At 33.6% G+C, this 24,314-nt stretch carries 24 protein-coding genes and 1 pseudogene; 14 read left to right on the plus strand and 11 right to left on the minus strand.

All coding sequences use genetic code 11. The annotated features are described in order from the left end of the window. Both WFZ85_RS13145 and WFZ85_RS13150 read left to right on the plus strand, forming a co-directional pair. Positions 1-112, plus strand: a pseudogene (locus tag WFZ85_RS13145) (IS982 family transposase); the annotation flags it as partial. 49 nt (positions 113-161) lie between these two features. Continuing rightward, positions 162-764 carry a hypothetical protein gene (locus WFZ85_RS13150; protein WP_342696757.1) on the plus strand — a complete coding sequence of 201 codons (603 nt, stop codon included), beginning with the start codon at positions 162-164 and terminating at the stop codon, positions 762-764. 28 nt (positions 765-792) lie between these two features. Here WFZ85_RS13150 and WFZ85_RS13155 read toward each other — a convergent pair whose 3' ends face one another. Next, complete coding sequence (locus WFZ85_RS13155) at positions 793-2,466, minus strand: amino acid permease (protein ID WP_342696758.1); 1,674 nt, start codon at positions 2,464-2,466, stop codon at positions 793-795. Between the two features lie 213 nt (positions 2,467-2,679). Here WFZ85_RS13155 and WFZ85_RS13160 point away from each other — a divergent pair, with 213 nt between their 5' ends. Genes WFZ85_RS13160 through WFZ85_RS13170 form a run of 3 tightly spaced genes read left to right on the plus strand, consistent with a single transcriptional unit; the run spans position 2,680 to position 3,896 of the window. Beyond that, positions 2,680-3,315: a peroxiredoxin gene (locus WFZ85_RS13160; RefSeq protein ID WP_342696759.1), complete on the plus strand. Its 636-nt coding sequence runs from the start codon at positions 2,680-2,682 to the stop codon at positions 3,313-3,315. A 12-nt stretch (positions 3,316-3,327) separates the two neighbouring features. After that, a complete protein-coding gene (locus tag WFZ85_RS13165) occupies positions 3,328-3,636 on the plus strand; it encodes a thioredoxin family protein (protein ID WP_342696760.1) in 309 nt (102 codons plus the stop codon). Positions 3,637-3,638: 2 nt separating this feature from the next. Beyond that, entirely contained in the window at positions 3,639-3,896 is a 258-nt protein-coding gene (locus tag WFZ85_RS13170; RefSeq protein ID WP_342696761.1) for a DUF6952 family protein, read from the plus strand. Between the two features lie 65 nt (positions 3,897-3,961). On the opposite strand, the gene WFZ85_RS13175 is transcribed toward WFZ85_RS13170, so the two are convergent. Next, the gene (locus WFZ85_RS13175; RefSeq protein WP_342696762.1) at positions 3,962-4,855 is read right to left on the minus strand and encodes a DUF4349 domain-containing protein; all 894 of its coding nucleotides are present in this window, start codon (positions 4,853-4,855) and stop codon (positions 3,962-3,964) included. Positions 4,856-5,073: 218 nt separating this feature from the next. Here WFZ85_RS13175 and WFZ85_RS13180 point away from each other — a divergent pair, with 218 nt between their 5' ends. Genes WFZ85_RS13180 through WFZ85_RS13195 form a run of 4 tightly spaced genes read left to right on the plus strand, consistent with a single transcriptional unit; the run spans position 5,074 to position 10,095 of the window. Continuing rightward, positions 5,074-6,357: an anthranilate synthase component I family protein gene (locus tag WFZ85_RS13180; protein ID WP_342696763.1), complete on the plus strand. Its 1,284-nt coding sequence runs from the start codon at positions 5,074-5,076 to the stop codon at positions 6,355-6,357. Between the two features lie 46 nt (positions 6,358-6,403). Then, entirely contained in the window at positions 6,404-6,757 is a 354-nt protein-coding gene (locus tag WFZ85_RS13185; RefSeq protein ID WP_342696764.1) for a four helix bundle protein, read from the plus strand. Positions 6,758-6,793: 36 nt separating this feature from the next. Then, positions 6,794-8,104 (plus strand): tRNA lysidine(34) synthetase TilS, encoded by a 1,311-nt coding sequence (gene tilS / locus WFZ85_RS13190; RefSeq protein ID WP_342696765.1) that lies wholly within the window; start codon positions 6,794-6,796, stop codon positions 8,102-8,104. Continuing rightward, a complete protein-coding gene (locus tag WFZ85_RS13195; protein ID WP_342696766.1) occupies positions 8,104-10,095 on the plus strand; it encodes a protein-disulfide reductase DsbD family protein in 1,992 nt (663 codons plus the stop codon). Before tilS ends, WFZ85_RS13195 begins: the two co-directional genes overlap by 1 nt. Before the next feature lie 17 nt (positions 10,096-10,112). On the opposite strand, the gene WFZ85_RS13200 is transcribed toward WFZ85_RS13195, so the two are convergent. Both WFZ85_RS13200 and WFZ85_RS13205 read right to left on the minus strand, forming a co-directional pair. Further along, a complete protein-coding gene (locus tag WFZ85_RS13200; RefSeq protein WP_342696767.1) occupies positions 10,113-10,433 on the minus strand; it encodes a 4a-hydroxytetrahydrobiopterin dehydratase in 321 nt (106 codons plus the stop codon). A gap of 135 nt (positions 10,434-10,568) precedes the next feature. Then, positions 10,569-11,093, minus strand: a complete 525-nt coding sequence (locus tag WFZ85_RS13205; protein ID WP_342696768.1) for a DUF7935 family protein — start codon at positions 11,091-11,093, stop codon at positions 10,569-10,571. A gap of 381 nt (positions 11,094-11,474) precedes the next feature. Between WFZ85_RS13205 and WFZ85_RS13210 the strand changes: the two genes are divergently transcribed. From WFZ85_RS13210 to WFZ85_RS13220, 3 genes are all read left to right on the plus strand, one after another. Beyond that, a complete protein-coding gene (locus tag WFZ85_RS13210) occupies positions 11,475-13,802 on the plus strand; it encodes an ATP-dependent helicase (protein ID WP_342696769.1) in 2,328 nt (775 codons plus the stop codon). Between the two features lie 93 nt (positions 13,803-13,895). Next, a complete protein-coding gene (locus WFZ85_RS13215; protein WP_342696770.1) occupies positions 13,896-14,516 on the plus strand; it encodes an L-threonylcarbamoyladenylate synthase in 621 nt (206 codons plus the stop codon). 3 nt (positions 14,517-14,519) lie between these two features. Beyond that, entirely contained in the window at positions 14,520-15,539 is a 1,020-nt protein-coding gene (locus WFZ85_RS13220; protein ID WP_342696771.1) for a carboxypeptidase-like regulatory domain-containing protein, read from the plus strand. A 58-nt stretch (positions 15,540-15,597) separates the two neighbouring features. Here the strand turns inward: WFZ85_RS13220 and WFZ85_RS13225 are convergent, their stop codons facing one another. Both WFZ85_RS13225 and WFZ85_RS13230 read right to left on the minus strand, forming a co-directional pair. Beyond that, on the minus strand, positions 15,598-16,434 hold the full coding sequence (locus WFZ85_RS13225; protein WP_342696772.1) for an OmpA/MotB family protein: 837 nt from the start codon (positions 16,432-16,434) through the stop codon (positions 15,598-15,600). A gap of 77 nt (positions 16,435-16,511) precedes the next feature. Further along, entirely contained in the window at positions 16,512-17,507 is a 996-nt protein-coding gene (locus WFZ85_RS13230; RefSeq protein ID WP_342696773.1) for a glycosyltransferase family 2 protein, read from the minus strand. A gap of 57 nt (positions 17,508-17,564) precedes the next feature. Between WFZ85_RS13230 and WFZ85_RS13235 the strand changes: the two genes are divergently transcribed. After that, on the plus strand, positions 17,565-18,014 hold the full coding sequence (locus WFZ85_RS13235; RefSeq protein WP_342696774.1) for a type I restriction enzyme HsdR N-terminal domain-containing protein: 450 nt from the start codon (positions 17,565-17,567) through the stop codon (positions 18,012-18,014). 15 nt (positions 18,015-18,029) lie between these two features. Next, positions 18,030-19,034 carry a DNA polymerase III subunit delta gene (gene holA / locus WFZ85_RS13240; protein ID WP_342696775.1) on the plus strand — a complete coding sequence of 335 codons (1,005 nt, stop codon included), beginning with the start codon at positions 18,030-18,032 and terminating at the stop codon, positions 19,032-19,034. A gap of 49 nt (positions 19,035-19,083) precedes the next feature. Here the strand turns inward: holA and WFZ85_RS13245 are convergent, their stop codons facing one another. From WFZ85_RS13245 to WFZ85_RS13265, 5 genes are all read right to left on the minus strand, one after another. Beyond that, on the minus strand, positions 19,084-19,830 hold the full coding sequence (locus WFZ85_RS13245) for a maleate cis-trans isomerase family protein (RefSeq protein ID WP_342696776.1): 747 nt from the start codon (positions 19,828-19,830) through the stop codon (positions 19,084-19,086). A 79-nt stretch (positions 19,831-19,909) separates the two neighbouring features. Next, positions 19,910-20,818 (minus strand): fumarylacetoacetate hydrolase family protein, encoded by a 909-nt coding sequence (locus tag WFZ85_RS13250; protein ID WP_342696777.1) that lies wholly within the window; start codon positions 20,816-20,818, stop codon positions 19,910-19,912. Then, positions 20,818-22,023: a retropepsin-like aspartic protease gene (locus tag WFZ85_RS13255; protein WP_342696778.1), complete on the minus strand. Its 1,206-nt coding sequence runs from the start codon at positions 22,021-22,023 to the stop codon at positions 20,818-20,820. The genes WFZ85_RS13250 and WFZ85_RS13255 overlap by 1 nt, the downstream gene beginning before the upstream one ends. Before the next feature lie 111 nt (positions 22,024-22,134). Next, complete coding sequence (locus WFZ85_RS13260) at positions 22,135-23,244, minus strand: cupin domain-containing protein (RefSeq protein WP_342696779.1); 1,110 nt, start codon at positions 23,242-23,244, stop codon at positions 22,135-22,137. Between the two features lie 84 nt (positions 23,245-23,328). Then, on the minus strand, positions 23,329-24,309 hold the full coding sequence (locus WFZ85_RS13265; protein WP_342696780.1) for a carbon-nitrogen hydrolase family protein: 981 nt from the start codon (positions 24,307-24,309) through the stop codon (positions 23,329-23,331). Between the last annotated feature and the right edge of the window lie 5 nt (positions 24,310-24,314).

Here is a 24,314-nt window from a genome sequence, read left to right on the forward strand (position 1 = left end):
GGGTTTTAAAACTAGAATTTTAGCAAAAATAACAGCATTAACATTGGTTCAATATATCAATAAATTTATCTTTGACAGACCAATAAATAACATCAAAAATCAATTAATTTAATTTCACCCAACGGGTAACTTAGATAGTATATTTTTATTTTCTATAAATAATGAGCGATATGTTGTGGCAATATATTTTAGTTTTTGTTGGTGCATTTTTATTTGATGTAGTTCCTTTTCCTTTTCCGCCTGCATTCACTATAATGGTTTTTTTACAAATAGTATTCAAGCTAAATGTATGGATTGTTATTTTAGTTGGTGTGGCAGGATCAATATTAGGCCGCTATGTGCTCACACTTTATATTCCGAAAATTGCGGGAAATATTTTTAATCCCGATAAAAATGAAGATGTACACTATTTAGGAACTATTTTAAAAGAAAAGGGCTGGAAAAGTCAGTTAGTCATTATAGCTTATTCGTTATTACCATTGCCAACTACACCATTATTCATTGCTGCAGGAATGGCTAAACTGCGACCGATTTATATTATTCCAGCATTTTTTGTTGGAAAATTTACGAGTGATACAGTCTTGGTTTTTTTAGGGAAATACGGAACAGAAAACACTGAAAAAATGTTACAAGGTGCTTTTTCGTGGCAATCTTTTATCAGTTTGGCTATTGGAATACTACTTTTAAGTGCATTACTTTTTATTGATTGGCGTTCGCTTATTCAAAAAAAAGAATTTAGTTTGAATTTCAGGATTTGGAAATAGACGATTTAAAAATCAAAAATCATTTACTCTATACTTTATTGAGTTTACTATTTCGATAACCATAGATAAAGTAAAATACCAAACCAATTGCTAGCCATAATCCAAACCATTGCCAATTAGAAATTGCCATTCCAGTTAATAAATAACAACAAGAGATAAGACCGAGTAAAGGAATTAAAGACAGGTTTTTAAGAAAAGACAAAATTGCCATAACAATACAGAATATGATAAAAATCAACATTTGTATGTTGGTCGTAAAAAAGTCATCAGAATAACTAAAAGTATCAGAGAAAAAAGTAGGTAAATAATATTGAACCATACCATATGCTCCTAAGCAAAGCAGTGGAAATATATACTTAGAATTGATGTAAGGAATTCTGAATTTTCCTTTGGTTGCACGTTCAGCCAATTCACTTTCACTTTGAGGTGAAAGCATTAAAACACCGCCGCAAACTAGCACAAAAGCAAACAAAGTTCCAATACTGGTAAAGTCTAAGACAAAGTTTTCATCCGTGAAGAAAATGGGTAAGCCAACAACTAATCCGGTAACGATAGTGGCGAAACCTGGTGTTTTGTGTTTTTTATGTATTTCTGAAAACTTCTTTGGCATTAAACCATCACGGCTCATGGTCATCCAAATTCGTGGTTGTCCCATTTGGAAAACTAATAGTACACTAGTCATAGCAACAACCGCAGCGATAGATACAATAAATAACATCCATTTTACACCTTTTAATGCAAAAATTTCTGCTAATGGATCACTAACGCCAAGTTGCGTGTAAGAAACCATTCCCGTGATAACCAAAGCTAAAATAATGTAAATTATTGTGCATATCACCAATGAATAGATCATTCCTTTAGGTAAGTCGCGTTGCGGGTTTTTACTTTCTTCTGCTAAAGTTGAAACGGCATCAAAGCCAATGTATGCAAAAAACACTGCCGAAACACCACCCATAACACCACCAAAACCGTTTGGCATAAACGGTGTCCAATTATCAATGTCGATATAAAAAGCACCAACTACAATAACTAAAACAATGATCGCTAATTTAATGTAAACCATTATGTTACTGAAGTTTCTTGATTCCTTTGTACCGCGATAAACTAAGTAGGTGATCAAAATGTTTATCATTACAGCAGGTAAATCAAAAATAATACGCAATCCACTAATTACTGGCGCAGTGTTCCAAGCCGTAAAACCTTCGCCAACTTGATTGGCTACAATTGCATCGTGGGCAGATTGGTAATTAATTGTCAGCCATGCAGGCAAATGAATACCAAAGGTTTCCAATAAGTTTGTAAAATATCCACTCCATGAAAATGCAATATAAATGTTTCCAATAGAATATTCCATGATCAATGCCCAACCAATAATCCAAGCAAATAATTCTCCAAAGGAAACATAAGCATAAGTGTAAGCACTTCCAGAAACTGGCACACGCGAAGCGAATTCAGCATAACACATTGCCGTAAATCCGCAAGCAATAGCACAAATTATGTACAAAAGTATTACGCCTGGTCCACCAGAATAGCATGCATTTCCAATAGCACTAAAAGTACCACCACCAATTATGGCTGCAATTCCAAAAAAGGTTAAATCTTTAACCGTTAAAACTTTGCTTAATCCCGAATGTTCTCCATCACCGCCATCATGCAATAGGGTAGTTTTCGATTTTTTTCTGAAAAGATTGGTTAGTAACATGGTTTAGGTTTTAGTTTAGTTGGAAACAAATATATAAAACCAATCGGAATTTACTCGAATTGTGTTGGTTTTTACTACCGATTCAGATTTTGTTTAACTTTTTTACAAAATAGATAAACACTATGATGAAATAGGAAAATAGAATGAAATTTTCGCACCAAAACAAGTAGTATTAGACTACTTTTGCACAAAAATTAACTTAAAATAGAAACTATGTCATTAGTAGGAAAAAAATTCCCAAACATTACTGTAGATGCTATCTCTTTTATGGGAGATAATTTAAAAATTAACGTATTAGATGAGGCTGTTAAAAATGAGAAAAAGGTTATTCTGTTTTGGTATCCAAAAGATTTTACTTTTGTTTGCCCAACTGAATTACACGCTTTTCAAGCGGCTTTACAAGATTTTGAAAACAGAAATACTATGGTTATCGGCGCATCATGTGACACCAATGAAGTGCATTTTGCATGGTTAAACACACCGAAAGATAACGGCGGAATAGAAGGTGTTACTTATCCAATTCTTGCTGACACAACAAGAAATCTATCAACAACATTAGGTATTTTAGACTCAGAATGGGTTTATGACGAAGCTTTAAATGACGAGATTTTGGAAGGATCAAACGTTACTTACAGAGCCACGTATTTAATTGATGAAACAGGTAAAATATTTCACGAAAGCGTTAATGATATGCCTTTAGGTAGAAATGTAAATGAGTTTTTGCGTTTGATTGATGCTTATACTCATGTGCAAATTAAAGGAGAAGTTTGCCCTGCCAATTGGGAAGAAGGAAAAGAAGCGATGACCGCTGATAGAAATAGTACTGCTTCTTATTTGGCTTCACACTAAAATTTATTTTATATGTTTCAAGAATTAGGTCAAGATAATTTAGCCGAAATAATTAAGCAAAACGAAAAAGTAGTAGTACAATATTCTGCATCATGGTGTGGAAACTGTAGAATTATGAAACCAAAATTTAAACTATTTTCTTCTCAAAATGAAAATATACCTTTTATAATGGTTGATGCGGAGCAGTTTCCAGAGTCACGAAAATTAGCTAAAGTGGATAACTTACCCACTTTTGCAACTTTTAAAAATGGTGTTTTATTAAATCAAACCCAAACTAACAAAACCGAAGTATTGGCACAGTTAGTAAATGAAATACTATAACTATGAAATTGCCAGTTATAAAACAGTTAACTCAATTTATTGAAGAAAATGATTCCGATTATATCACAGAAACCATCGAAGTTTTGGAAGCACTTACAGAAGTTCCATCGCTCAAAGATGAAGAGCTCGATGTGATTGGCGAATTAATTTCAAATATGTATGGCGCGCTTGAAGTGCATAAAATGGTGAAAGAAGGGAAAGATAAAAAAGAAGCACTGAACGATTTTATGAAGCGAGTATTGGGCGCAATTGATAAATAATTCTATTCATAAATGAAAAATCCCAAAAAGCAGCCAGCTTTTTGGGATTTTTTTTTACACTTTTTTTACTTCCTTAAATACTTTTTGTAAATAAAAAGTGCTGCAAGTAATAGCAATATAATGGACCATAGTTGTAGCGCAAATGCAATTATAGTTTCAAAGATAAACCAACCTGTTTTCAGACTGTCTAGTATTTGTAAACCAATATGAGGTCGATACCTATTTATACTTTTTTCATTGGTAACTAATTCTTGCTTAATGGCTTCTCTTTGATACAAATACAACGTAACAGTACTGAAATTGACTTGATCTTCTAGGGTTAAATTGTTAATCACTGAATTATCACTCTCGGTTTCCTTGTTTAAAAGATTGTCTTCAGCTTCAGTAATTTCTTTTAACTTTCTACCTTTGGTGTCAATATCTTTTTCTAAACGTTTTTGATGGTTGTTAAGCCGCTTTTGAGCTAGTTTATTGGACAATAATTGCAACGCAACATCATCTGCTTTTATCAATCGACTATCTAAAAAATCAATTTCCTTTGTCAATAATTTTAAAACAGTATCTAATTGTGTGTTCGGTACACGAAGCGTAATGGTATTATCAACCGTGTAATGTGTGGTTTCCAAGATATTATCTTGACTTACTTGAGTTTCATCATGTTGATTGACGTTACTTTTTAAATCAGTAAAGGCAATAAAACCTCCATTTTTACTCACTATGTTTTCAATAGCGTAAGTTGATTTGGCTACGTTCTTTACTTTAAATTTTAAATCGGCGGTTCGCACAAACTTCCGATTGTTCACTTTTTTTTCAGTTGTGGCATTTGAGGAAATAATTTCAGTACTAGTAGTGTCACTAGTTGATAATGCATTGACTTCTTCTGAAGCTTCAGCTTGTTTACATGCAAAGGCAATTCCAAGTAGGAGTAATGCCAAACCCAATTTTGATACTAGTTTCATTTTACATTCATTTTAAATAGTTAGTAATAGATTACAATTCTGGTATTTATTTTATTCTTAATAAGTACAGCGTAATTTTCTATCAATACTATTCAAATGAATTTTGGGTTACATGCTTTCTTTCCTCGTATTAAAAAGCGTGCCAAAATTTTCAGCTTTCTTCTTTCGTAGTTAGAGTTATTTTTGTCGTAATTTTGAATACCAAAAAAATCAACTACTTGAGAACTATTATTTCTAAAAAATTAGAAAATCCTGAACAGATTAAAAACCAATTATTACATTGGTCGCAACAGTTTCGCGAAGTAGTTTTACTCGATTCTAATAATTATCCGTCAAAGTACTCAAGCTTTGATTTTATTGTTGCTATAGACGCGTTTACAGCCATTAAAACTGATTTCCATAATGCTTTTGAGGATTTACAACAATACCAGCAGCAAACCAAGGATTGGTTATTTGGCTATTTGTCTTATGATTTAAAAAATGATACCGAAGATTTACAATCATCTAATTTCGATGGTTTAGGTTTCCCTGATTTATTTTTTTTCCAACCTAAAAAGTTATTTTTATTAAAAGGAAACGAACTCGAAATCCACTACTTATTTTTATGTGATGATGAGCTCGAAACTGATTTTCTTGATATTCAGAATAATTGTAATCCTGAAAGCAGTCACGAAAAACCACAAATTCAGCAAAGAATTTCCAGAGATGATTATCTTGCAAAAACGCACACAATGCTCGAACACATTCATCGTGGCGATATCTATGAAGCCAATTTTTGTATGGAATTTTATGCTGAAAATGCTAGTATAAATCCGATAGATATTTACCAAAAATTAAACAATATTTCCAAACCACCTTTGGCAACTTTCTTTAAAAACAATCACCATTATCTGCTTTGCGCTTCTCCCGAACGTTATTTAAGAAAAGAAGGAAATAAGGTGATTTCTCAACCAATAAAAGGAACAGCCAAGCGTTACTCAGATGCTATTTTGGATGAAAACTCCAAAAAGGAATTAGCAGCAAACCCAAAAGAACGTTCAGAAAACATTATGATTGTAGATTTAGTTCGTAATGATTTATCGCACACTGCTTTGAAAGGTTCTGTGGAAGTAGAAGAGTTATGTGAAATTTTTTCTTTTGAACAAGTGCATCAAATGATTTCGACTGTAACTTCTAAAGTAGAAAACTCAACTTCTCCAATAGAAATTATCAGAACCACTTTCCCAATGGGAAGCATGACTGGCGCGCCAAAAATTTCGGCAATGAAGATTATTGAAGAGTTAGAAGAAACCAAGCGAGGATTGTATAGCGGAGCTGTGGGCTATTTTACACCCGTTGGAGATTTCGATTTCAATGTGGTTATCCGAAGTATTTTGTATAATGCTCAAAATCAATATCTATCATTTTCTGTTGGAAGCGCTATTACATCCGAAGCTATTCCCGAACAGGAATATGAAGAGTGCTTGTTGAAAGCAAAAGCCATGTTTGAGGTTTTGAATTAAAGGGAAAAGGGATAAGTAAAAAGTATTAAGTTTAAAATTATTAAATATGACAAGTTATAGAGATTTAATTGTTTGGCAAAAGTCAATGAGTTTAGTTGCTTTTGTTTACAAAATGACTATGCAGTTTCCAACAGATGAAAAATTTGGATTAATTTCACAAATTAGAAGAAGTGCAATTTCAATTCCATCCAATATTGCAGAAGGTTATGGTAGAAATTATAGAAAAGATTATTCAAGATTTTTACAAATAGCAAGAGGTTCATTATTTGAAAACCAAACGCAGTTAGAAATAGCAGTAAACTTAGAATATATTAAAGTTGAAAATTTAGAAGAAATAAAAGAACTTTCTATTGAAGTCGAAAAAATGTTAAATTCGTTGATTAAAAAGCTAGAGGAATAACTAATCCCTTTTCACTTTTCCCTTTTGACTTAAAATATGACTTCAAAATTCCAAAATCATATCAACACTAACCTTCCTTTTCTCAAAGAAAAGAAACTGCTTCTTGCTGTTAGCGGCGGAATTGACAGTATGGTTTTAGTGCATTTGTGTCATCAATTACAATTAGATTTTGTAGTTGCACATTGCAATTTTCAGTTGCGCGGCGATGAAAGTGAGGAAGATGAAAACTTCGTCAAATCTCAAATGGAAATATTACAAATCCCCATTTTCGTCCAAAAATTCGATACAATAGCATTTGCCAAACAACAAAAACTTCCAATTCAAGTAGTGGCAAGAAACCTGCGTTATGAATGGTTTAACTCGCTGCTATCAAATCATAGTTTTGATTATATCTTGACAGCACATCATCTCGACGATAGTTTGGAAACTTTTTTAATCAATTTTACACGCGGTTCAGGAATTGAAGGCTTAACCGGAATTCCAGCGCAAAACGGAACTGTTATTCGCCCGTTATTGCCTTTTTCACGATATGAAATCGAAACGTTTGCCAATGAAAATTCAATCGCATGGAGAGAAGACAGTAGTAATACTTCAGATAAATATTTGAGAAATAAGCTACGACACCATGTTATTCCGGTGTTAAAAGAGCTCAATCGTAGTTTGCTTACTTCGTTTGAAAGTACGATAAGCCATTTGAAACAGACTGAATCATTAGCGATTGATGCTTCTAAAAGTTTGTATTCAAAAGTGGTAAGTGAAGACGAAAATCATACTGCGATTGACTTAGTGAAGTTACTTGAATATCAAAATTCTCAAGCCTATTTGTATCATTGGCTACAACCTTTTGGCTTTTCTGATTGGACAGCAGTTGCTGATTTAATCCATGCACAATCGGGGAAACAAGTCTTTTCTGAAACTCATATTCTTTTAAAAAACCGTGATACTTTACTCTTATTTGCAAAACAACAACCATTTCATGAAGCAATTTTTTGGATAGAAAAGGAGCAAAGTGAAGTTAAATTTCCCTTAAAACTATCGTTTTGTAACGCAGGTTACATTTCAAATCCTTCAAGTCACACTATATTTGTCGACGAAGATAAATTGCAGTTTCCGTTAACTATTCGTCGTTGGAGTGAAGGCGATTTTTTTTATCCTTTGGGGATGAATGGTAAGAAGAAATTAAGTAAGTTTTTTAAAGATGAAAAATTTTCATTACTTGATAAATCAACTGTTTGGTTACTCTGTTCTAATGAAAAAATAGTCTGGATTATCGGTAAACGCCAAGATGATAGATTTAAAGTAGCGGAGAATACCGCTAAAATTTTAAAAATAAATTATACAACATAATGAGAAAAGCACTTTTTTTTCTTTGCACTATTTTGGCTTTCGCCAATGTTAATGCACAGATTATAAAACCAGTAAAATGGTCAACCAAGATAGAGCAACTTTCTGAAACAGAATTTTATCTAATTATGGAAGGAAAGATTGACGAAGGTTGGCACGTTTATTCTCAATTTACTCCCGAAAATGGGCCATTACCAGCGGTTTTTAGTTTTGAAAATACCAAAGGAAACTACGAATTAGTGGGTAAAACAAAAGAAAGTCCGTATAAAAAACAATACAACGATATTTTTGAAGTTGACGAATATTACTTTGAAAAGAAAGTAACGTTTACCCAAAAGGTAAAGATTACTAATCCAAGTTTAACGGTTATAAAAGCCAAATTGGATTACCAAGTATGTTTAAATTCTTGTATTAACGACAATGCTAATTTCACTTTTCAATTACCGAAAACTACGGCTATTAATTCAGTTTTACCTATGGCAAACAGTGATACAATTCCTGTTGACACTGAAGCGATGGCACAAACCAAGGTCAAATCAGAACCTATCGCAGCTACTTCTAGCAAAGAAAAACCAGACGATAGAGGATTGTGGACTATTTTCTTTTTGGCATTTTTAGGCGGTTTTGCCGCTTTGTTGACACCATGTGTTTTCCCGATGATACCGATGACTGTTAGCTTTTTTACCAAACAAAGTAAAAATCCAGCACAAGGAAAGCGCAATGCTATTCTGTATGGAATTTCAATCATTGCCATTTATGTGGTTTTGGGATTAGCTATAACAGGAATTTTTGGTGCTGATGCTTTAAACGCGCTATCAACTAATGCTTATTTCAATGTTTTCTTCTTTTTGCTTTTAGTGGTTTTTGCAGTATCATTTTTAGGTGCTTTTGAAATCATGTTACCCAATTCTTGGGCTAATAAAGTGGATAAACAAGCCGATAAAGGTGGCATTATCGGCATACTTTTTATGGCATTGGCATTAGCTATAGTTTCGTTTTCATGCACAGGTCCAATTGTGGGAACGCTTTTAGTAGAATCAGCTTCCAAAGGTGGCATTGCGCCAATTGTAGGAATGCTTGGTTTTTCAACTGCTTTGGCCTTGCCATTTATGTTATTTGCTATGTTTCCGAGTTGGATGCAGTCCTTGCCAAAATCAGGTGGATGGCTTAACACGGTTAAAGTTTCGTTAGGATTTTTGGAATTGGCTTTGGCTTTTAAGTTTTTATCCAATGCTGATTTGGTCTTTCAATTACATCTTTTGGAGAGAGAGGTTTTCTTAGCGATTTGGATTGCCATTTTTGGTATTTGGGCACTGTATTTATTCGGAAAAATTACAACCCCACATGATAGTCCGTTACCACATATATCAGTCGGTAGATTGTCATTAGGAATGTTAGTATTTGCTTTTACAATCTACATGATACCAGGACTGTTTGGAGCACCGCTAAAATTAATCAGTGCATTTCCGCCACCACAAACCTACAGTGAAAGTCCAACTGGATTTTTTGGCAGCACAGCTCCAGTAAAGCAAAATTTACCTGATGGTGCAAAAATTGGAGAACACGGCATTGTAACTTTCACCGATTATGAAAAAGGGTTGGCTTATGCCAAAGAAGTAAACAAACCTATACTGCTTGATTTTACAGGTTTTGCCTGCGTGAATTGTCGTAAAATGGAAATCAATGTTTGGTCGGATGAAAAAGTACTAAGTCACCTTAAAAATGATGTAGTTCTAATTTCGCTGTATGTTGACGACAAAAGAGAACTGCCTAAAAACGAGCAAAAAGTTTCGAAAGTAACAGGAAACGATATTACAACCATTGGCGATAAATGGACTGAATTTATAATTACACGTTATAAAACCAACACCCAACCTTTTTATGTTTTGATAGATTTGAAGGAACAAAAATTAAACGAACCTATCAGTTATACACCTGACATTAATGAGTATGAGGCGTGGTTGAAAGATGGAATTAGTAAGTTTACAAAATAGACTATTGCTAATCTTTGTCAAACATTTTCAATCTTTCGTGGTTCTTTAAACGGAATTTCTTTGATTATTTTTTCAATAGCGTGAGCCAGTCGGATGTCTTTTGTGGTAACACCATTGCTATCATGTGTGGTTAATCGAATGGCTAGTTTGTTGTAAACATTGGACCATTCTGGGTGATGGTTCATTTCATCGGCAGCGGTAGCTATCTTTGTAATAACTTCCATGGTTTCATTAAAATCAACAAATACAAATTGTTTTACTATTCCATTGTTGGTAAAAACCCAGCCTGGAACATGTGCTAACGCTTCATCAAGAAGTTCATCGGTTAAAATTGACATAACTCTGCATTTTAAGTGAACCGTAAAGTTACGAGTTATAGCCTATTGATAGTGAATTTTGGCCTTTTTTATCGAAAAAAAAACTAGTAGCAAAATTAGGGTTATCAAGATTTTTAACGCGCAATTACTAGATTTTTATCCTAAAACTTCTGAAACTTCACTTTTCAAAAATGCCAATGCCACATTGGTAGCCACATCATCCTGAAGCATATTACTTAGAATTTTTTCTCTCACTTGATCGGCATTGATTATGTTTTCATCAAGTGCTGTTTTTCGGATATTTTGGATAATAGTATTTTTTGCAGTTAAAAGCATCGTCCAAAGTTCATTAGTAACATAAACTTGCTGTGTAAGGTTATGTTCATACTCTTGCTCAATATGTTGTATCAATAATCTAACATAGTCATTTTTATCAGTAGACAAAGGCGAAACTCTAATTAACAATTTGGCAGGATTGATACGCTCTAAAAACAAAGCCAATCGCTCATAAGCTTGCAAACGTAAAGGCAACGAATGTTTTTGATTTTCTTTTTGCAATAACCACCGTCTTGTATTTTGTTGGTCTTTAAAGTAACTGTCAAATAAATAATAAGCTACCGCACCGGTAATAATTGCTGGAACAGTATACATCAATAATTCTAAAAATTTATCTGCGTTCATGAGTTTTTTTCATCTAAAAATTGTTGACAAATATAATAGAATAACCCAAAAATTGCAGTTATAAAACCCAATTTTGATGTAATGAACCCCAAATTATAGGTTGCGAAATCAAATTTTTAGGTTAACAACCCCAAAATATAGGTAACGAACCCCAAATTATAGGTAACGAACCCCAAATTATAGGTTAGGAACCGCAAAATATCTATTAAGAACCCCAAATTATTGGTTATGAACACCAATTTTACATAAACTACCTAAATTTAGATGTTATTAACTGTTAATAAGTAGCCATAAATTGGGTTGCAAGTCACCTTAAGTAACGTTAAATTTGTCCAATACGATTATAAACTCAGCGTCTTAGCAACTTAGCCAATTAAATAAATGCAACAATACATTTCCCAACTCAACGAAGCCCAACAAGCGCCAGTTCTTCAAAAAGATGGTCCAATGATTATCATTGCTGGTGCAGGTTCGGGAAAAACACGAGTGCTAACCGTTAGAATTGCCTATTTGATGAGTTTGGGTGTGGATGCATTTAATATTTTGGCATTGACATTTACCAATAAAGCCGCACGTGAAATGAAAAAGCGTATCGGTGATATTGTTGGCGCTGCAGAAGCCAAAAACCTTTGGATGGGAACTTTTCATTCCGTTTTTGCTCGAATTCTCAGAAGCGAATCCGACAAACTAGGTTATCCATCAAATTTCACCATTTATGACACGCAAGATAGTGTTCGATTGATTTCGGCCATTATCAAAGAAATGCAATTAGACAAAGACATTTATAAGCCAAAACAAATTTTAGGTAGAATATCATCCTATAAAAACTCTTTAATTACCGTAAAAGCCTATTTCAATAATCCCGAATTGCAAGAAGCTGATGCCATGAGCAAAAAACCGCGTTTGGGCGAAATTTATGCCAATTACGTAGAAAGATGTTTCAAAGCAGGTGCCATGGATTTTGATGATTTATTGTTAAAAACCAATGAATTGCTCAATCGTTTTCCGGACGTATTGGCAAAATACCAAGACCGTTTTAGATACATTTTGGTAGATGAGTATCAAGATACCAATCATTCGCAGTATTTAATCGTTCGTGCTTTGAGTGATCGATTTCAAAATATCTGTGTTGTTGGCGATGATGCGCAGAGTATTTATGCTTTCCGTGGTGCAAACATCAATAACATTCTCAATTTCCAAAAGGATTATGAAAATGTACAAACCTATAGACTAGAACAAAATTATCGTTCTACCAAAAATATAGTAGAAGCAGCCAATTCCATCATTGATAAAAACAAAACCAAACTCGATAAAATAGTATGGACTGCTAATGATTTAGGACCAAAAGTAAAAGTACATCGCAGCATAACCGATGGTGAAGAAGGACGTTTTGTTGCTAGTGAAATTTTTGAACAAAAAATGCGCAATCAAATGTTGAACGGTCAGTTTGCTATTTTATATCGAACCAATGCGCAGTCTCGTGCTATGGAAGATGCATTGCGAAAACGTGATATTCCTTATCGAATTTATGGCGGTTTGTCTTTCTATCAAAGAAAAGAAATCAAAGATGTGTTATGTTATTTGCGATTAGTCATTAATCCAAAAGACGAAGAAGCTTTGGTTCGTGTTATCAATTATCCGGCAAGAGGAATTGGAGACACGACGGTTGAAAAATTAACCATAGCTGCCAATCATTATAAGCGTTCTATTTTTGAAGTGATGGAAAACATCGATAAAATTGATTTGAAACTCAACGCTGGAACCAAACAAAAATTGGAAGATTTTGTCACCATGATTAAGAGTTTTCAAGTGATTAACGAACAGCAAGATGCTTTTGTTTTAACCGAACATGTAACCAAAAAAACAGGCTTGGTTCAGGAACTGAAAAAAGATGCCACACCCGAAGGAATTGCGCGTATAGAAAACATAGAAACTTTGATGGGAGGAATCAAAGACTTTATCGAAGGACAAAGAGAAATTGACGGTGCTCGAGGTTCATTATCAGAATTTTTAGAAGATGTTGCTTTAGCTACTGATTTAGACAAAGACACTGGCGATGACGACAGAGTGGCATTAATGACTATTCACTTAGCCAAAGGATTGGAATTTCCCTATGTTTTTGTAGTGGGTTTAGAAGAAGATTTATTCCCAAGTGCGATGAGTTTAAACACTCGAAGCGAATTAGAAGAAGAACGTCGATTATTTTATGTGGCTTTAACTCGTGCCGAACATCAGGCGTATTTGACTTATGCTCAATCACGTTATCGTTGGGGAAAATTAGTAGATAGCGAACCATCACGTTTTATTGAAGAGATAAAAGACGACTATTTAGAGTATATAAATCCTTCCGATGCTGGAGGTTATCGATATAAACCAACGATGGATTTAGATATTTTTGGTGATATTGATAAATCTAAATTGAGATTAACAAAACCTGTTGCAGGAACACCACCAAAAAAATATGGAGAAGAACCTGTTTCTTCTGCTACTATTCGTAAATTAAAACCTATTGGTAGCAATTCAAATACAAGTAATTTATTTGACAACAAACTTACTGTTGGAAATATAGTCATGCACGAACGTTTTGGAAAAGGTGAAATTATAAATCTAGAAGGCGCTGGAGCTGATAAAAAAGCAGAAATCAAATTTGAAGTAGGAGGAATTAAAAAATTGTTATTGCGATTTGCTAAGTTGGATGTGATTGGATAAGAAATAATAGTTTAAAGTTGTTTAAAATGGTTTAAAACCGGTTAATAAAACAACTTTAAACGATTAAACAACTTTAAACTTTTAAACTATTAAATGTCAGAATTCATAAAAATATACGAAGATAAGCCTAACGAAGCTGCCATTAAAAAAGTAGTTGAAGTTTTGCGTAACGGCGGTTTGATAATTTATCCAACCGATACAGTTTATGGTATGGGTTGTGATATAACTAATACAAAAGCTTTAGAACGTATTGCCAAAATAAAAGGTATAAAGTTAGAAAAAGCCAACTTCTCATTTATTTGTCACGATTTAAGTAACTTATCTGATTATGTGAAACAAATTGATACAGCTACTTTCAAAATATTAAAAAGAGCTCTGCCTGGACCATACACTTTTATTTTGCCAGGTAATAATGATTTGCCGAAAGAATTCCGCAAGAAGAAAACCGTTGGAATTCGTGTTCCTGATAACAATATTGCACTAGAAATTGTCCGAATGCTTGGCAACCCAATTGTGTCCACTTCTATTTATGATGAAGACGAGGTTTTAGAGTATTCTACTGACCCGGAATTGATTTTTGAGAAATGGCAAAACAAAGTAGATTTAGTTATTGATGGCGGTTATGGCGATAATATTGGTTCTACTATTATTGATTTAACGGCTTTTGAACCTGTCGTCGTTCGTGAAGGAAAAGGCGATCCCAACATAATTTAGATCATGAAAAGTACTGTTTTGCTGCTATTTTTTGGTTTACTAAATAGTATTGCATTTTCACAAAACTTAAAAGGTAGAGTTGTCGATGATTTAAACCTACCAATTCCTGGTGCGTCAGTGTATTACGACGGAACAACAATTGCAACTTCAACTGATGAAAATGGAGCGTTTACCATTCGTTATGATAGCGCAATAAAACGACCACTTGTAGTAAGTTACATCGGATATCAAACTGTTTTTATAGAAGATTATGCTCCAAGTCAGCAATTGCTAATTGCGATGGAAGCATCTGTTACAAAGCTTAAAGAAGTTGTGGTTAAAAAACAGCGTTTTTCAAGAAAAGAAATGATGCGATTATTTAAAGATCGTTTCCTTGGTTCAACACGTTTTGGACTAAAATCAATCATAAAAAATGAAGCCGACATTGATTTTGATTACGACGAAAAAAGTTTGATTTTAAAAGCGTCATCAGATAAACCTTTACTAATAATCAATCCTCTATTGGGTTATCAAGTAACTTACGAATTAGTAGATTTTGAAGCAACTTTTACTCATTTGAGCTTAAGTGTAGAGACGTTGCAAAGCAGTTACTATGCTGGATTATCGCAATTTGAAGATATTGTGAGTAACCCAAAGATTACTAAAAATAGAGATAATGCCTATCAAGGTTCGACTGTTAATTTTTTCAGGAATTTGATTAATGGCACTTGGAGTAAAAGTGAATTTCAAATTTTTTCTAAAGGTTTTTTGGTAAATCCATCCGATTTTTTTGAAGTTTCTTTTGAAAATGATAAATACAAAGTTTCCATTAAAAAGCAAGAAAAAGCAGTTGGCTATATTGCATCGGTTGGACTCTTATACAATGGTAAAGAACAGTCGCAAGTTAAATTTTTATCGGATACAATTTATATAGATCAATTTGGTAATAACTTGAGTATACGGGATGTTTATTTTTCTGGTCCTATATCTCTAAAAAGAGTTGGAGACATGTTACCATTAAATTATACATTTACAAAAAACTAAAAACGCCCTGAATAATCAGGACGTTTTTTATCGGATTGATATCGATGTCTATTATTACTTATTTCCTAGGATTTTTCATTTCTTTTTCAATCATTTCATAAAACTCGTCAATCTTAGGAAGTACAACGATGCGGGTTCTTCTATTTTTAGATCTATTATCAGCAGAAGTATTTTCTACTAAAGGAATAAATTCGCCACGACCAGCGGCAATTAATTGTGATGGTTTAACACCTAAATCATTAACTAGAACTCTAATAATAGCTGTGGAACGTTTAACACTTAAATCCCAATTGTCTAATAAAACACCATTTCCTGTATAAGGAACATTGTCTGTGTGACCCTCAACCATGCACTCAAAAGTAGGTTTGTCGTTAACCACTTTAGCCACTTTGGCCAATACTTCCCTAGCTCTATCACTCACGTTATAACTACCACTTTTAAATAATAATTTATCAGCAATTGAAATAAAAACTACTCCTTTTTCGACATTTACTTCAATATCTGGATCAGAAATTCCTACGGAACTTTTTAAACTGGTAACAAGTGCAAGCGTAACACTATCTTTTTTAGTCAAAGCATCTTGCATTCTCGAAATTTTTAGATCTTTTTCTTTAATAGTTTCCAATGCTTTCTCAATATTTTGTGCACCTTTAGCAGATAAAACAGTCATTTCTTTAGAACTGTTGATCAAGTCTGAATTAGTTTGTTTTAAATACTCTGCTTGTTTCAAAAGCGCTTCCTTTTCGGATAAACAAACGTTTAATTTTACCGTAGCAGAATTTAGTAAATCTTGACACTCTTTATTTTTTGCCTCAAGTGCAGCAAACTCTTTCTTTGAGACACAAGAAGTCAACGTAAATGAAATTAATGACAGGACAACAATTACTTTTTTCATAAGTTGTTAGATTTAAAATTTTAACAAAAATACGGTGACATTAATTTTAAATACAAATTTAGAATTATAAAATCTTGTTAATATTTGATTTTAAAAGTTGCTTCATTTTTTAAGAAGTAATGGTAAACAATGGATTTAACATGAAAATAATTATCAGTGTAGCAACCATTTCTTTTCTTTAGTACTTTGTTTATCATTCCATAAAATGAAAAATGAGCTCGAATTATCGCAAAACAATGCACAAATTTTCCTGTAAAAAGAAACTGTATTCCAGCTAAACCGTCTAAACAAAGCCTTACAAAGATAATGGGAAATAATTGCTTTGCAGGTAAGTTTTTGGTAAGCATCAACAAGGAGTTTCTAAAGTTTAGGAATGTTTTTTTAGGATTACTTTCTTGTAAAGTGGCAGCACCTATATGATATACTGCTGATTTTGAAGTATATTTTGATATGTAACCTAAATTAAAAGCACGCCAACACAAATCAATTTCTTCTTGATGGGCAAAAAAATCACCGTCAAAACCATTTAGCTTTCTGAAAATGTCTTTTCTAATAAAAAAACAAGCACCACTTGCCCAGAATATTTCTGTTTCATCATTATATTGTCCGCTATCTCTTTCTATTGTTTCAAAAACGCGTCCACGGCAAAACGGATAGCCATATTGGTCAATGAAACCACCAGCAGCACCAGCATATTCAAAAAAATCTCTCCGTTTATAATCCAATATCTTTGGTTGGATTATTCCTACTTTGGGTGAATTATCAAAAAGCGAAAGAACTGGACTAAGCCAGCCTTCAGTCACTTCAATATCTGAGTTCACTAAGGCATAGTAATCTTCTTCAACCTGTTGTAAAGCTTTGTTATATCCTTTGGCAAAACCATAATTGTTATCATTTTGGATAATGGTTATACTTGGAAACTTTGTTTTTATAATTTCAATCGAATTATCGGTTGATGCATTATCAGCTACATAAACTGAGGCTTCTGTTGAATATCGAACTATCGAAGGTAAAAATAATTCTAATAGTGTTGAACCATTCCAATTCAATATTACGACAGCTATTTTTTTCAATGGGTATTAGGTTAGTGTTAATTTGGTTATTCAAATATTTGATAATAGATTTGCTTTATGCAAAAACTCAATTTTCCTTCTTATTCATTTCGCTTCAAAAATAGTGAAAATAAAGTGTCAATTTTTGATGATATTAGGAAAAAGTTCATCATTTTAAACGCCGAAGAATGGGTCAGACAGCATACAATACAGTTTCTTCTGCAAGAGAAGAGTTATCCAAAATCACATCTTAATGTCGAAAAAATAGTTAAACTTAATGATTTGACGAAACGCTATGATATTGTTGTTTTTCAGCCCAATGGAGAACTATTTTTATTGGTAGAATGTAAAGCAACAAATGTAAAAATAACACAAGAAACTTTTGATCAAATAGCACGTTACAATTTAAAATTGAAAGCCAAGTACTTAATGGTAACTAATGGTCTAAATCATTACTTTTGCCAAATGGATTTTGAGAATGAAAAATACATTTTTTTACCCGAACTTCCAAGTTTTAGTAGCCATTAACACAATCAAATTATTTTGGACGAAGTACTTAAAATCATTAACGATATCAAAGCAGGTAATATCAAACCTATTTATTTTTTGATGGGTGAAGAACCGTATTATATTGATAAAATCACGGAATATTTGGAGCACAATTTGTTGACAGATGACGAAAAAGGGTTTAACCAAATGGTACTTTATGGCGTTGATACTACTATAGAAGATATTGTTGCCAATGCAAAACGTTATCCCATGATGGCCGAACGTCAAGTTGTGATTGTAAAGGAAGCACAAAATTTAGTTAAAACTATTGATAAATTAGAATCGTACGCCGAAAATCCTCAACCTACAACAGTTTTGGTTATGGCTTATAAATATAAAACACTCGACAAACGCAAAAAAATTACTAAAACCTTGACTAAGCACGGTTTGGTTTTTGAAAGCAAAAAAATGTATGAAAACCAGGTAGGACAGTGGATTAATCGCGTTTTACAAGGACGAGGTTTATCAATTGAGCCTAAAGCAAATGCTATGTTAGTCGCCTTTATGGGAACTGATTTGAGCAGAATTTCTAATGAGCTAACAAAACTAGAAATTATTTTACCAAAAGGAAGTACGATAACACCTCATCATATTGAAGAAAACATCGGTTTTAGTAAAGATTATAATGCGTTTGAATTCCGAAATGCGATTGGTGTTAAAAATCAACTAAAAGCCTATCAAATTGCAGAGTATTTTGCTCAAAACCAAAAAGAAAATCCGCTAGTTTTAGTAAATGGTCAAGTGTTTTCTTTTTTCTCGAGTTTGCTACAATATCACGGATTAAAAGATAAATCGCCCAGCAACGTGGCCAAAGTGCTCCGGGTTAATCCCTTTTTTGTGAACGATTATATCGTGGCTGCAAAAAATTACCCGATGAAAAAAGTAAGTAGTGTTATTGCCGCTATTCGTGATTTAGATGTCAAAAGCAAAGGTGTTGGCGCCAACGCACTACCTGTTAGTGATTTACTAAAAGAATTATTGGTGAAAATATTTAACTAGAAAAATGAAGACTTTAATTAAAACCTGAAGCAACTTAAATCAGCTAAGATTAATATTTTCCACTCAGTAATTCGCCACCAATAGCTGATTTTGCTTCAATTCCTAACTTTTTCATCATTTCAAAGGTAGTACAAACTGCGGCAGAGGTAACAGGAATTCCACATTCAGCTTGAATTAAATCAATTGCTTCCAAAGACGGCATTTGAACACAAGCCGAAACTACTAAAACATCGACATCAGTTAAATCCAATTGCTTGTAAATTTCCAATAAATTCAACGGATTTTGAGCCGCCACTTCCAAATTATCTGGAATTTCCAAAGCAATACTTTCTTTTACTTTGATGCCTTGATGTTCAATGTAATCTACAACCATATCGGTTAAAGGTCTCATATACGGTGTAATTATCGAAATTTGTTTCGCACCCAAAACTTTTAATCCATTAATTAAAGCGCCAGCCGAAGTTACAATTGGAGTAGGAAAGTCGTTGGCAACCGTTTCTTGGTGTAAATTTACTTCAGAAACGCAATGATAACCTCTTCCCATGCTCATAATAGCAACCAAACACGCATAACCCATAACGTCAACATGTGCGTCAGAAAGTTCTTGAGCACATTTCAAACTCATGGCATCCATGGCTTCGAGTTCTTCTTTAGTTACTTTTTTCATTCGCATTCTACTTGAATGAAAAGTAAAACGTTCTGGCAAAATGGTTTCACGAGAACGAAAAATAGCTGGTATTTCGGTTTCCATCGTTACATTTGAAGATGGAACTATTTGTCCTATTCTAAATTTCATTGTTTAAAAGTTTAAGGTTTAAAAGTTTATAAGTTGCTCAAAAAACTGAACACTAAAAACTGTTTACTGAACACTAATTTTAAATCTCTTTAACCGTATTCACAATCGTTCCAATGCCTTCTACAGATGCTTCAACCACATCGCCATCATATAACCATTCTTGCGGATTTCTTCCTGCGCCAACGCCTGATGGAGTTCCGGTTGCAATGATATCGCCTGGTTCTAGAGTGAAAACAATACTTAAATCTTCAATTAAATCATTGATGTTGAAAAGTAGAAATTTGGTATTGGAGTTTTGCTTTTCAACACCGTTTACTTTTAGTGATAAATTCAAATTGTGTGGGTTTTCGATTTCGTCTTTGGTAACTAAAATTGGTCCCATTGGTGCAAAAGTGTCTTGTCCTTTTGAAACAATCCATTGACCTTCACGACGACAATCGCGAGCCGAAATATCGTTGATTACAGTATATCCAAAAACATAATCCATTGCATCTTCTTTAGCAACATATTTTCCTTTTTTACCAATTACCACTGCTAATTCCACTTCCCAATCCAATTGTTCGGTTAGTTTTGTGTTTTTGATGATTTCGGTATTTGTGGATGTAACGGTTGTTGGTGGTTTTGAGAAAATGATTGGTTTTTGAGGAAGTTTTCCAGTTGTGTCTAATGTTCGAGCACTTTCTGCAACGTGTTCCGTGTAATTTAAACCTATTCCGATGATGTTTTTTCGTGGTTTCGGAATAGGAGCGAGGATGGTTACTTCGTCCATTTCATAACAGATTTCTTCGAAGAAATTTTCTGGAGTTTCTGAAATCATTTCGGTGATTTCGGCAATTATTTCATATCCCATGTCGATTAAATCCAACATATCATTTGGCAATGGGAAATTGGATATTTCGCCAAAATCCTCCATGTCAATTACTTGATTGTTATGGATGAAGCCTAATCTTGGTTCGGTGTCTTGTGTTTTGTAGGTAAGTAGTTTCATTATTTTTCAATTTTTATTGTAAAGGTAGTGTTGTCTTTTCTTAAAATTTCCATTTCATAGCTTGATTTTTCTTTAATTAATTGTCTGGTCATTAAAATATCACAAGTGTTCATTTCTCTAAAATTGTAGCTATCCAAACGTATCACTTCATCACCAAATTGAATTTTATCCAAATAATCGTTATTCCATACATGTCCTATAATTATCTTATGATTTTCATTGAATGACAATGACACTGGTGGCTGTTTATCGTTTAAATTGATTTTTTCTTCGGCTTCAAAATAGAATTTTTTGTTTTTAAAATCAATAATAACATCTCCGTATTTCAGTAAATCAAGTCCTATTCGGGAGTTATCGTCATCTGTAGTTGTCGTTATGATATTTTCAAAACTGGTCTGATTAATTTTTAGTGCATTGATTTTTACAAGATGTTGTTCTTTTGAGTCATTAACTCCAAAAAGGCCAATATCGGCGGCTCCAATATTGGAGGCTAATTTTTCAACGATATTTTCTTTTTGAAACAGTGTGTTGATGCGGTTTGAAATGTCATATAATCCGTCCATTCCCGTATCTAAAAGTGCATATTCGGTTCCTATATCGCAGTTTTTTCCAGAAATTGTTAAGGCAACGAAAGGTGATTTTTGTGCGCCAACTAGTTTTAATTTTGTGGGTTTGGCGGTAGGTTTAAGTTTTTTAACATCATTAGTAATAACTATTTTTTTATCTTTTAAACTTATTTTAAGCACTGAGTTTTGTAATAAATTACTACCAATAAAACCGTCAATTCCATAACATTTTAAAAGGAAATGATTGTTTAAATCAGATACGATAGCTGCTGAGTTTCGAAAATCTAAATCATTTATTTTAATAGACTTTACAAGTACAAGATTCATCTCTTGCTGCTTATTATTAGCATCTGAAACTGAAATATTTTTTTGATTTTCAATTTCTAACTCTTTTAAAACGGTATTAGAAATTATATTTGGCGCACCAGTATCCAATAAGAATTTATAGGTTTTATTATTTATCGTTACGGGAATTATAATTTTCTTTAAAACTAGTTCAAAATCCAACTCTTGATAATAATCCTTTTGATTTATTGTAATGCTAGTAAAATCAACCTTTTGTGCTTGGTTTACACTTGAAATTAATAGTAAAATAAAAAACAAAAATGTTTTAAATGCTTTGTAGGTAAGTAGTTTCATATTTTTTTTTAGCTGCAAAGAACGCTAAGTTTGACGCGAAGTTCGCAAAGTTTTTTTTAGTGATTATGCAATGTCTATTTTCTTTATTCTTTTCTCTTTATTCTTTTCTCTTTATTCTATTTTCTGATTTCCATTATTTTCTTCTAATTCTCGAGACTGATACAATCCTAATTTTTCAATAACTGGTAAGTCGTTGAACGAGAACAAACATGCATCTTCCGTTTTGGATAAATTATGATGTTCGTGCCATGCCCAACTTGGAACGCAGAAAATATCCCGTTCTTTCCAGTCAAATCGTTTTCCGTTGATGATGGAATAGCCGATTCCTTTGGCACATTGGTACACAAACGAACCTGTATGTTTATGCGCTTTTCCTTTGAAATTGGCTGGTAATAATTGCATCGATGCGCCCATTGTTTGCATAACGTGTCCACCAGTTAACGGATTGGAATAATGCATTAAAATTCCGTCAAAAGGATTGATTTCATTCACTTTTACAGCTTCCAATAATGCTGGATAAACGGTTTTCCAAGAATATTTGAATAAAGGAGAATAGGGTTTGTCCCAGACTTTATCGGCTGGAATAAATCCCGAAGTTCCGTAAGTTATTGGCGAATAATTTACTGGAAAATCTAATGGTTGTTTGCCATCATAAACTGCATAATCATTGGCCTCTAAAGCATTTACCAACGGAATATCCAATCCGTCTTGCCAGATGCAGGTTTTTCCGTTTGCATCAACGCCGTGTTCGTGCCAAGTGGAATTTGGAGTAATCACAAAATCGTTGACTTCAAATGTGATTTTGTTTCCATCAACAACGGTATATCCGCCTTCGCCTTCCATAATGAAACGTAATGCTGACGCTTTGTGTTTGTGTGCCGATGTGCTTTCGCCTGGACGAGTAACTTGAATTCCTGTGTACAACCAACCAACGGCTGCAGAAACGTCTTTTCGTTTGTCGTTTACTAAATAAACAACGCGTCTTCCTGCTTGTTCTGGCGTAACTAATTCGGATGATTTTAGTACTAATTCACGTAAATCATCGTATTTCCAAAGCATTGGAACTGATGAACTTCTTGGTTCCCAAGGTTCGATATCGTTAGCAACGGTCCATAAGGCACCAGCTCCAAGAGTTTCTAATTCTTTGTAATAGGCCTCTAGTTCGGGTGTGTCTTGCACTCGAGCTCTTCCTATTTGATTGTCTGAATGATTTTCGTTCATAATTATTATTTTTTTTAACCATTAAGATAGTTAAGAAAATTAAGTTATCTCTTAATGAAACTTAATTCCTTAATGGTTTAATTGCTATCTTTTATTAAATTCTTCATGGTTATCAATAAACGTGATTTTTCGAGTAGGAGCAATGTTTACTCGCAAATCAAAAATATCAAATCTATTGTAATGTCCGAGAATATCGTGCATTTGTTTGGGTTGGATGCATTTCTGCAAATCGATATCGGCATAGACAATTCCTTCATCGTCGATTAAAGGTTCACCAATTACAGCACCATTGGGACCAATAAATCCTGAAAATGCAGAATTTTTTCTAGTTAAAAGTTCATCAACATTGGGAACATCGGCACGCAAGGCATCTTTTATTTCTTGCGAAATCGTCGAACACGAAACGATAGTAAATAATTTTCCTTCGAATGAATGTGCTGCGGCACGAATTTTTATGGCTTCTGCCATATCGTAATCTGGTGGCGCAACTGGAAGCGAAATGTAGTTGGCAATGTGAATTAATTCGCCTTGTGACAACAATGTAAATCGTGCTAATGTATTGGTGTTTTCACCACAAGCTAATGTTCCTATCGGACCGATTTCTGTGTTATAAACTTTTAAAGAAGAACCATCGCCTGATGTCCAAGTGAGTTTTTCTGCCCAAGTTGGCACTAATTTTCTATGTTTTCCAATCAGATTTCCGTGATTGTCAATAATAAGATTGGTGTTGTAAATTTCGCCATAACTGTCCCCACGTTCGTTGATTCCGATAACGATATGACAATTAAAATCTTTTGCCGCTTGAAATAACGGTTTCAATGAATTATCGGTAATTTTTACAGATGATTTATATAATTCTTCGTACCATTTGCTGCCTTGTACGGGTGTCATAATCCAGTTCCAATAGGGATAACCAGCCACAAACACTTCGGGAAACGCAATGAGTTGTGCGCCATTACTGCTAGCTTCTTTCACAAAAGAAATCGCTTTGGCTATTGTTTTTTCTACATTGAGAAAAATAGGTGACGTTTGTACGGTGGCGGCTTTGAATTTTTTGAATTCCATTTGGG

The organism is Flavobacterium aureirubrum, from assembly GCF_038739835.1.
Taxonomy (GTDB): Bacteria; Bacteroidota; Bacteroidia; order Flavobacteriales; family Flavobacteriaceae; genus Flavobacterium; species Flavobacterium aureirubrum.

What these genes read in the sequence shown, in the direction of transcription:
- WFZ85_RS13150 (WP_342696757.1), top strand. Translation starts at nt 162, where the DNA reads ATGAGCGATATGTTGTGGCAATATATTTTAGTTTTTGTTGGTGCATTT.
- WFZ85_RS13155 (WP_342696758.1), bottom strand. Translation starts at nt 2,466, where the DNA reads ATGTTACTAACCAATCTTTTCAGAAAAAAATCGAAAACTACCCTATTG.
- WFZ85_RS13160 (WP_342696759.1), top strand. Translation starts at nt 2,680, where the DNA reads ATGTCATTAGTAGGAAAAAAATTCCCAAACATTACTGTAGATGCTATC.
- WFZ85_RS13165 (WP_342696760.1), top strand. Translation starts at nt 3,328, where the DNA reads ATGTTTCAAGAATTAGGTCAAGATAATTTAGCCGAAATAATTAAGCAA.
- WFZ85_RS13170 (WP_342696761.1), top strand. Translation starts at nt 3,639, where the DNA reads ATGAAATTGCCAGTTATAAAACAGTTAACTCAATTTATTGAAGAAAAT.
- WFZ85_RS13175 (WP_342696762.1), bottom strand. Translation starts at nt 4,855, where the DNA reads ATGAAACTAGTATCAAAATTGGGTTTGGCATTACTCCTACTTGGAATT.
- WFZ85_RS13185 (WP_342696764.1), top strand. Translation starts at nt 6,404, where the DNA reads ATGACAAGTTATAGAGATTTAATTGTTTGGCAAAAGTCAATGAGTTTA.
- tilS (WP_342696765.1), top strand. Translation starts at nt 6,794, where the DNA reads ATGACTTCAAAATTCCAAAATCATATCAACACTAACCTTCCTTTTCTC.
- WFZ85_RS13195 (WP_342696766.1), top strand. Translation starts at nt 8,104, where the DNA reads ATGAGAAAAGCACTTTTTTTTCTTTGCACTATTTTGGCTTTCGCCAAT.
- WFZ85_RS13200 (WP_342696767.1), bottom strand. Translation starts at nt 10,433, where the DNA reads ATGTCAATTTTAACCGATGAACTTCTTGATGAAGCGTTAGCACATGTT.
- WFZ85_RS13205 (WP_342696768.1), bottom strand. Translation starts at nt 11,093, where the DNA reads ATGAACGCAGATAAATTTTTAGAATTATTGATGTATACTGTTCCAGCA.
- WFZ85_RS13210 (WP_342696769.1), top strand. Translation starts at nt 11,475, where the DNA reads ATGCAACAATACATTTCCCAACTCAACGAAGCCCAACAAGCGCCAGTT.
- WFZ85_RS13215 (WP_342696770.1), top strand. Translation starts at nt 13,896, where the DNA reads ATGTCAGAATTCATAAAAATATACGAAGATAAGCCTAACGAAGCTGCC.
- WFZ85_RS13220 (WP_342696771.1), top strand. Translation starts at nt 14,520, where the DNA reads ATGAAAAGTACTGTTTTGCTGCTATTTTTTGGTTTACTAAATAGTATT.
- WFZ85_RS13225 (WP_342696772.1), bottom strand. Translation starts at nt 16,434, where the DNA reads ATGAAAAAAGTAATTGTTGTCCTGTCATTAATTTCATTTACGTTGACT.
- WFZ85_RS13235 (WP_342696774.1), top strand. Translation starts at nt 17,565, where the DNA reads ATGCAAAAACTCAATTTTCCTTCTTATTCATTTCGCTTCAAAAATAGT.
- WFZ85_RS13245 (WP_342696776.1), bottom strand. Translation starts at nt 19,830, where the DNA reads ATGAAATTTAGAATAGGACAAATAGTTCCATCTTCAAATGTAACGATG.
- WFZ85_RS13250 (WP_342696777.1), bottom strand. Translation starts at nt 20,818, where the DNA reads ATGAAACTACTTACCTACAAAACACAAGACACCGAACCAAGATTAGGC.
- WFZ85_RS13255 (WP_342696778.1), bottom strand. Translation starts at nt 22,023, where the DNA reads ATGAAACTACTTACCTACAAAGCATTTAAAACATTTTTGTTTTTTATT.
- WFZ85_RS13260 (WP_342696779.1), bottom strand. Translation starts at nt 23,244, where the DNA reads ATGAACGAAAATCATTCAGACAATCAAATAGGAAGAGCTCGAGTGCAA.
- WFZ85_RS13265 (WP_342696780.1), bottom strand. Translation starts at nt 24,309, where the DNA reads ATGGAATTCAAAAAATTCAAAGCCGCCACCGTACAAACGTCACCTATT.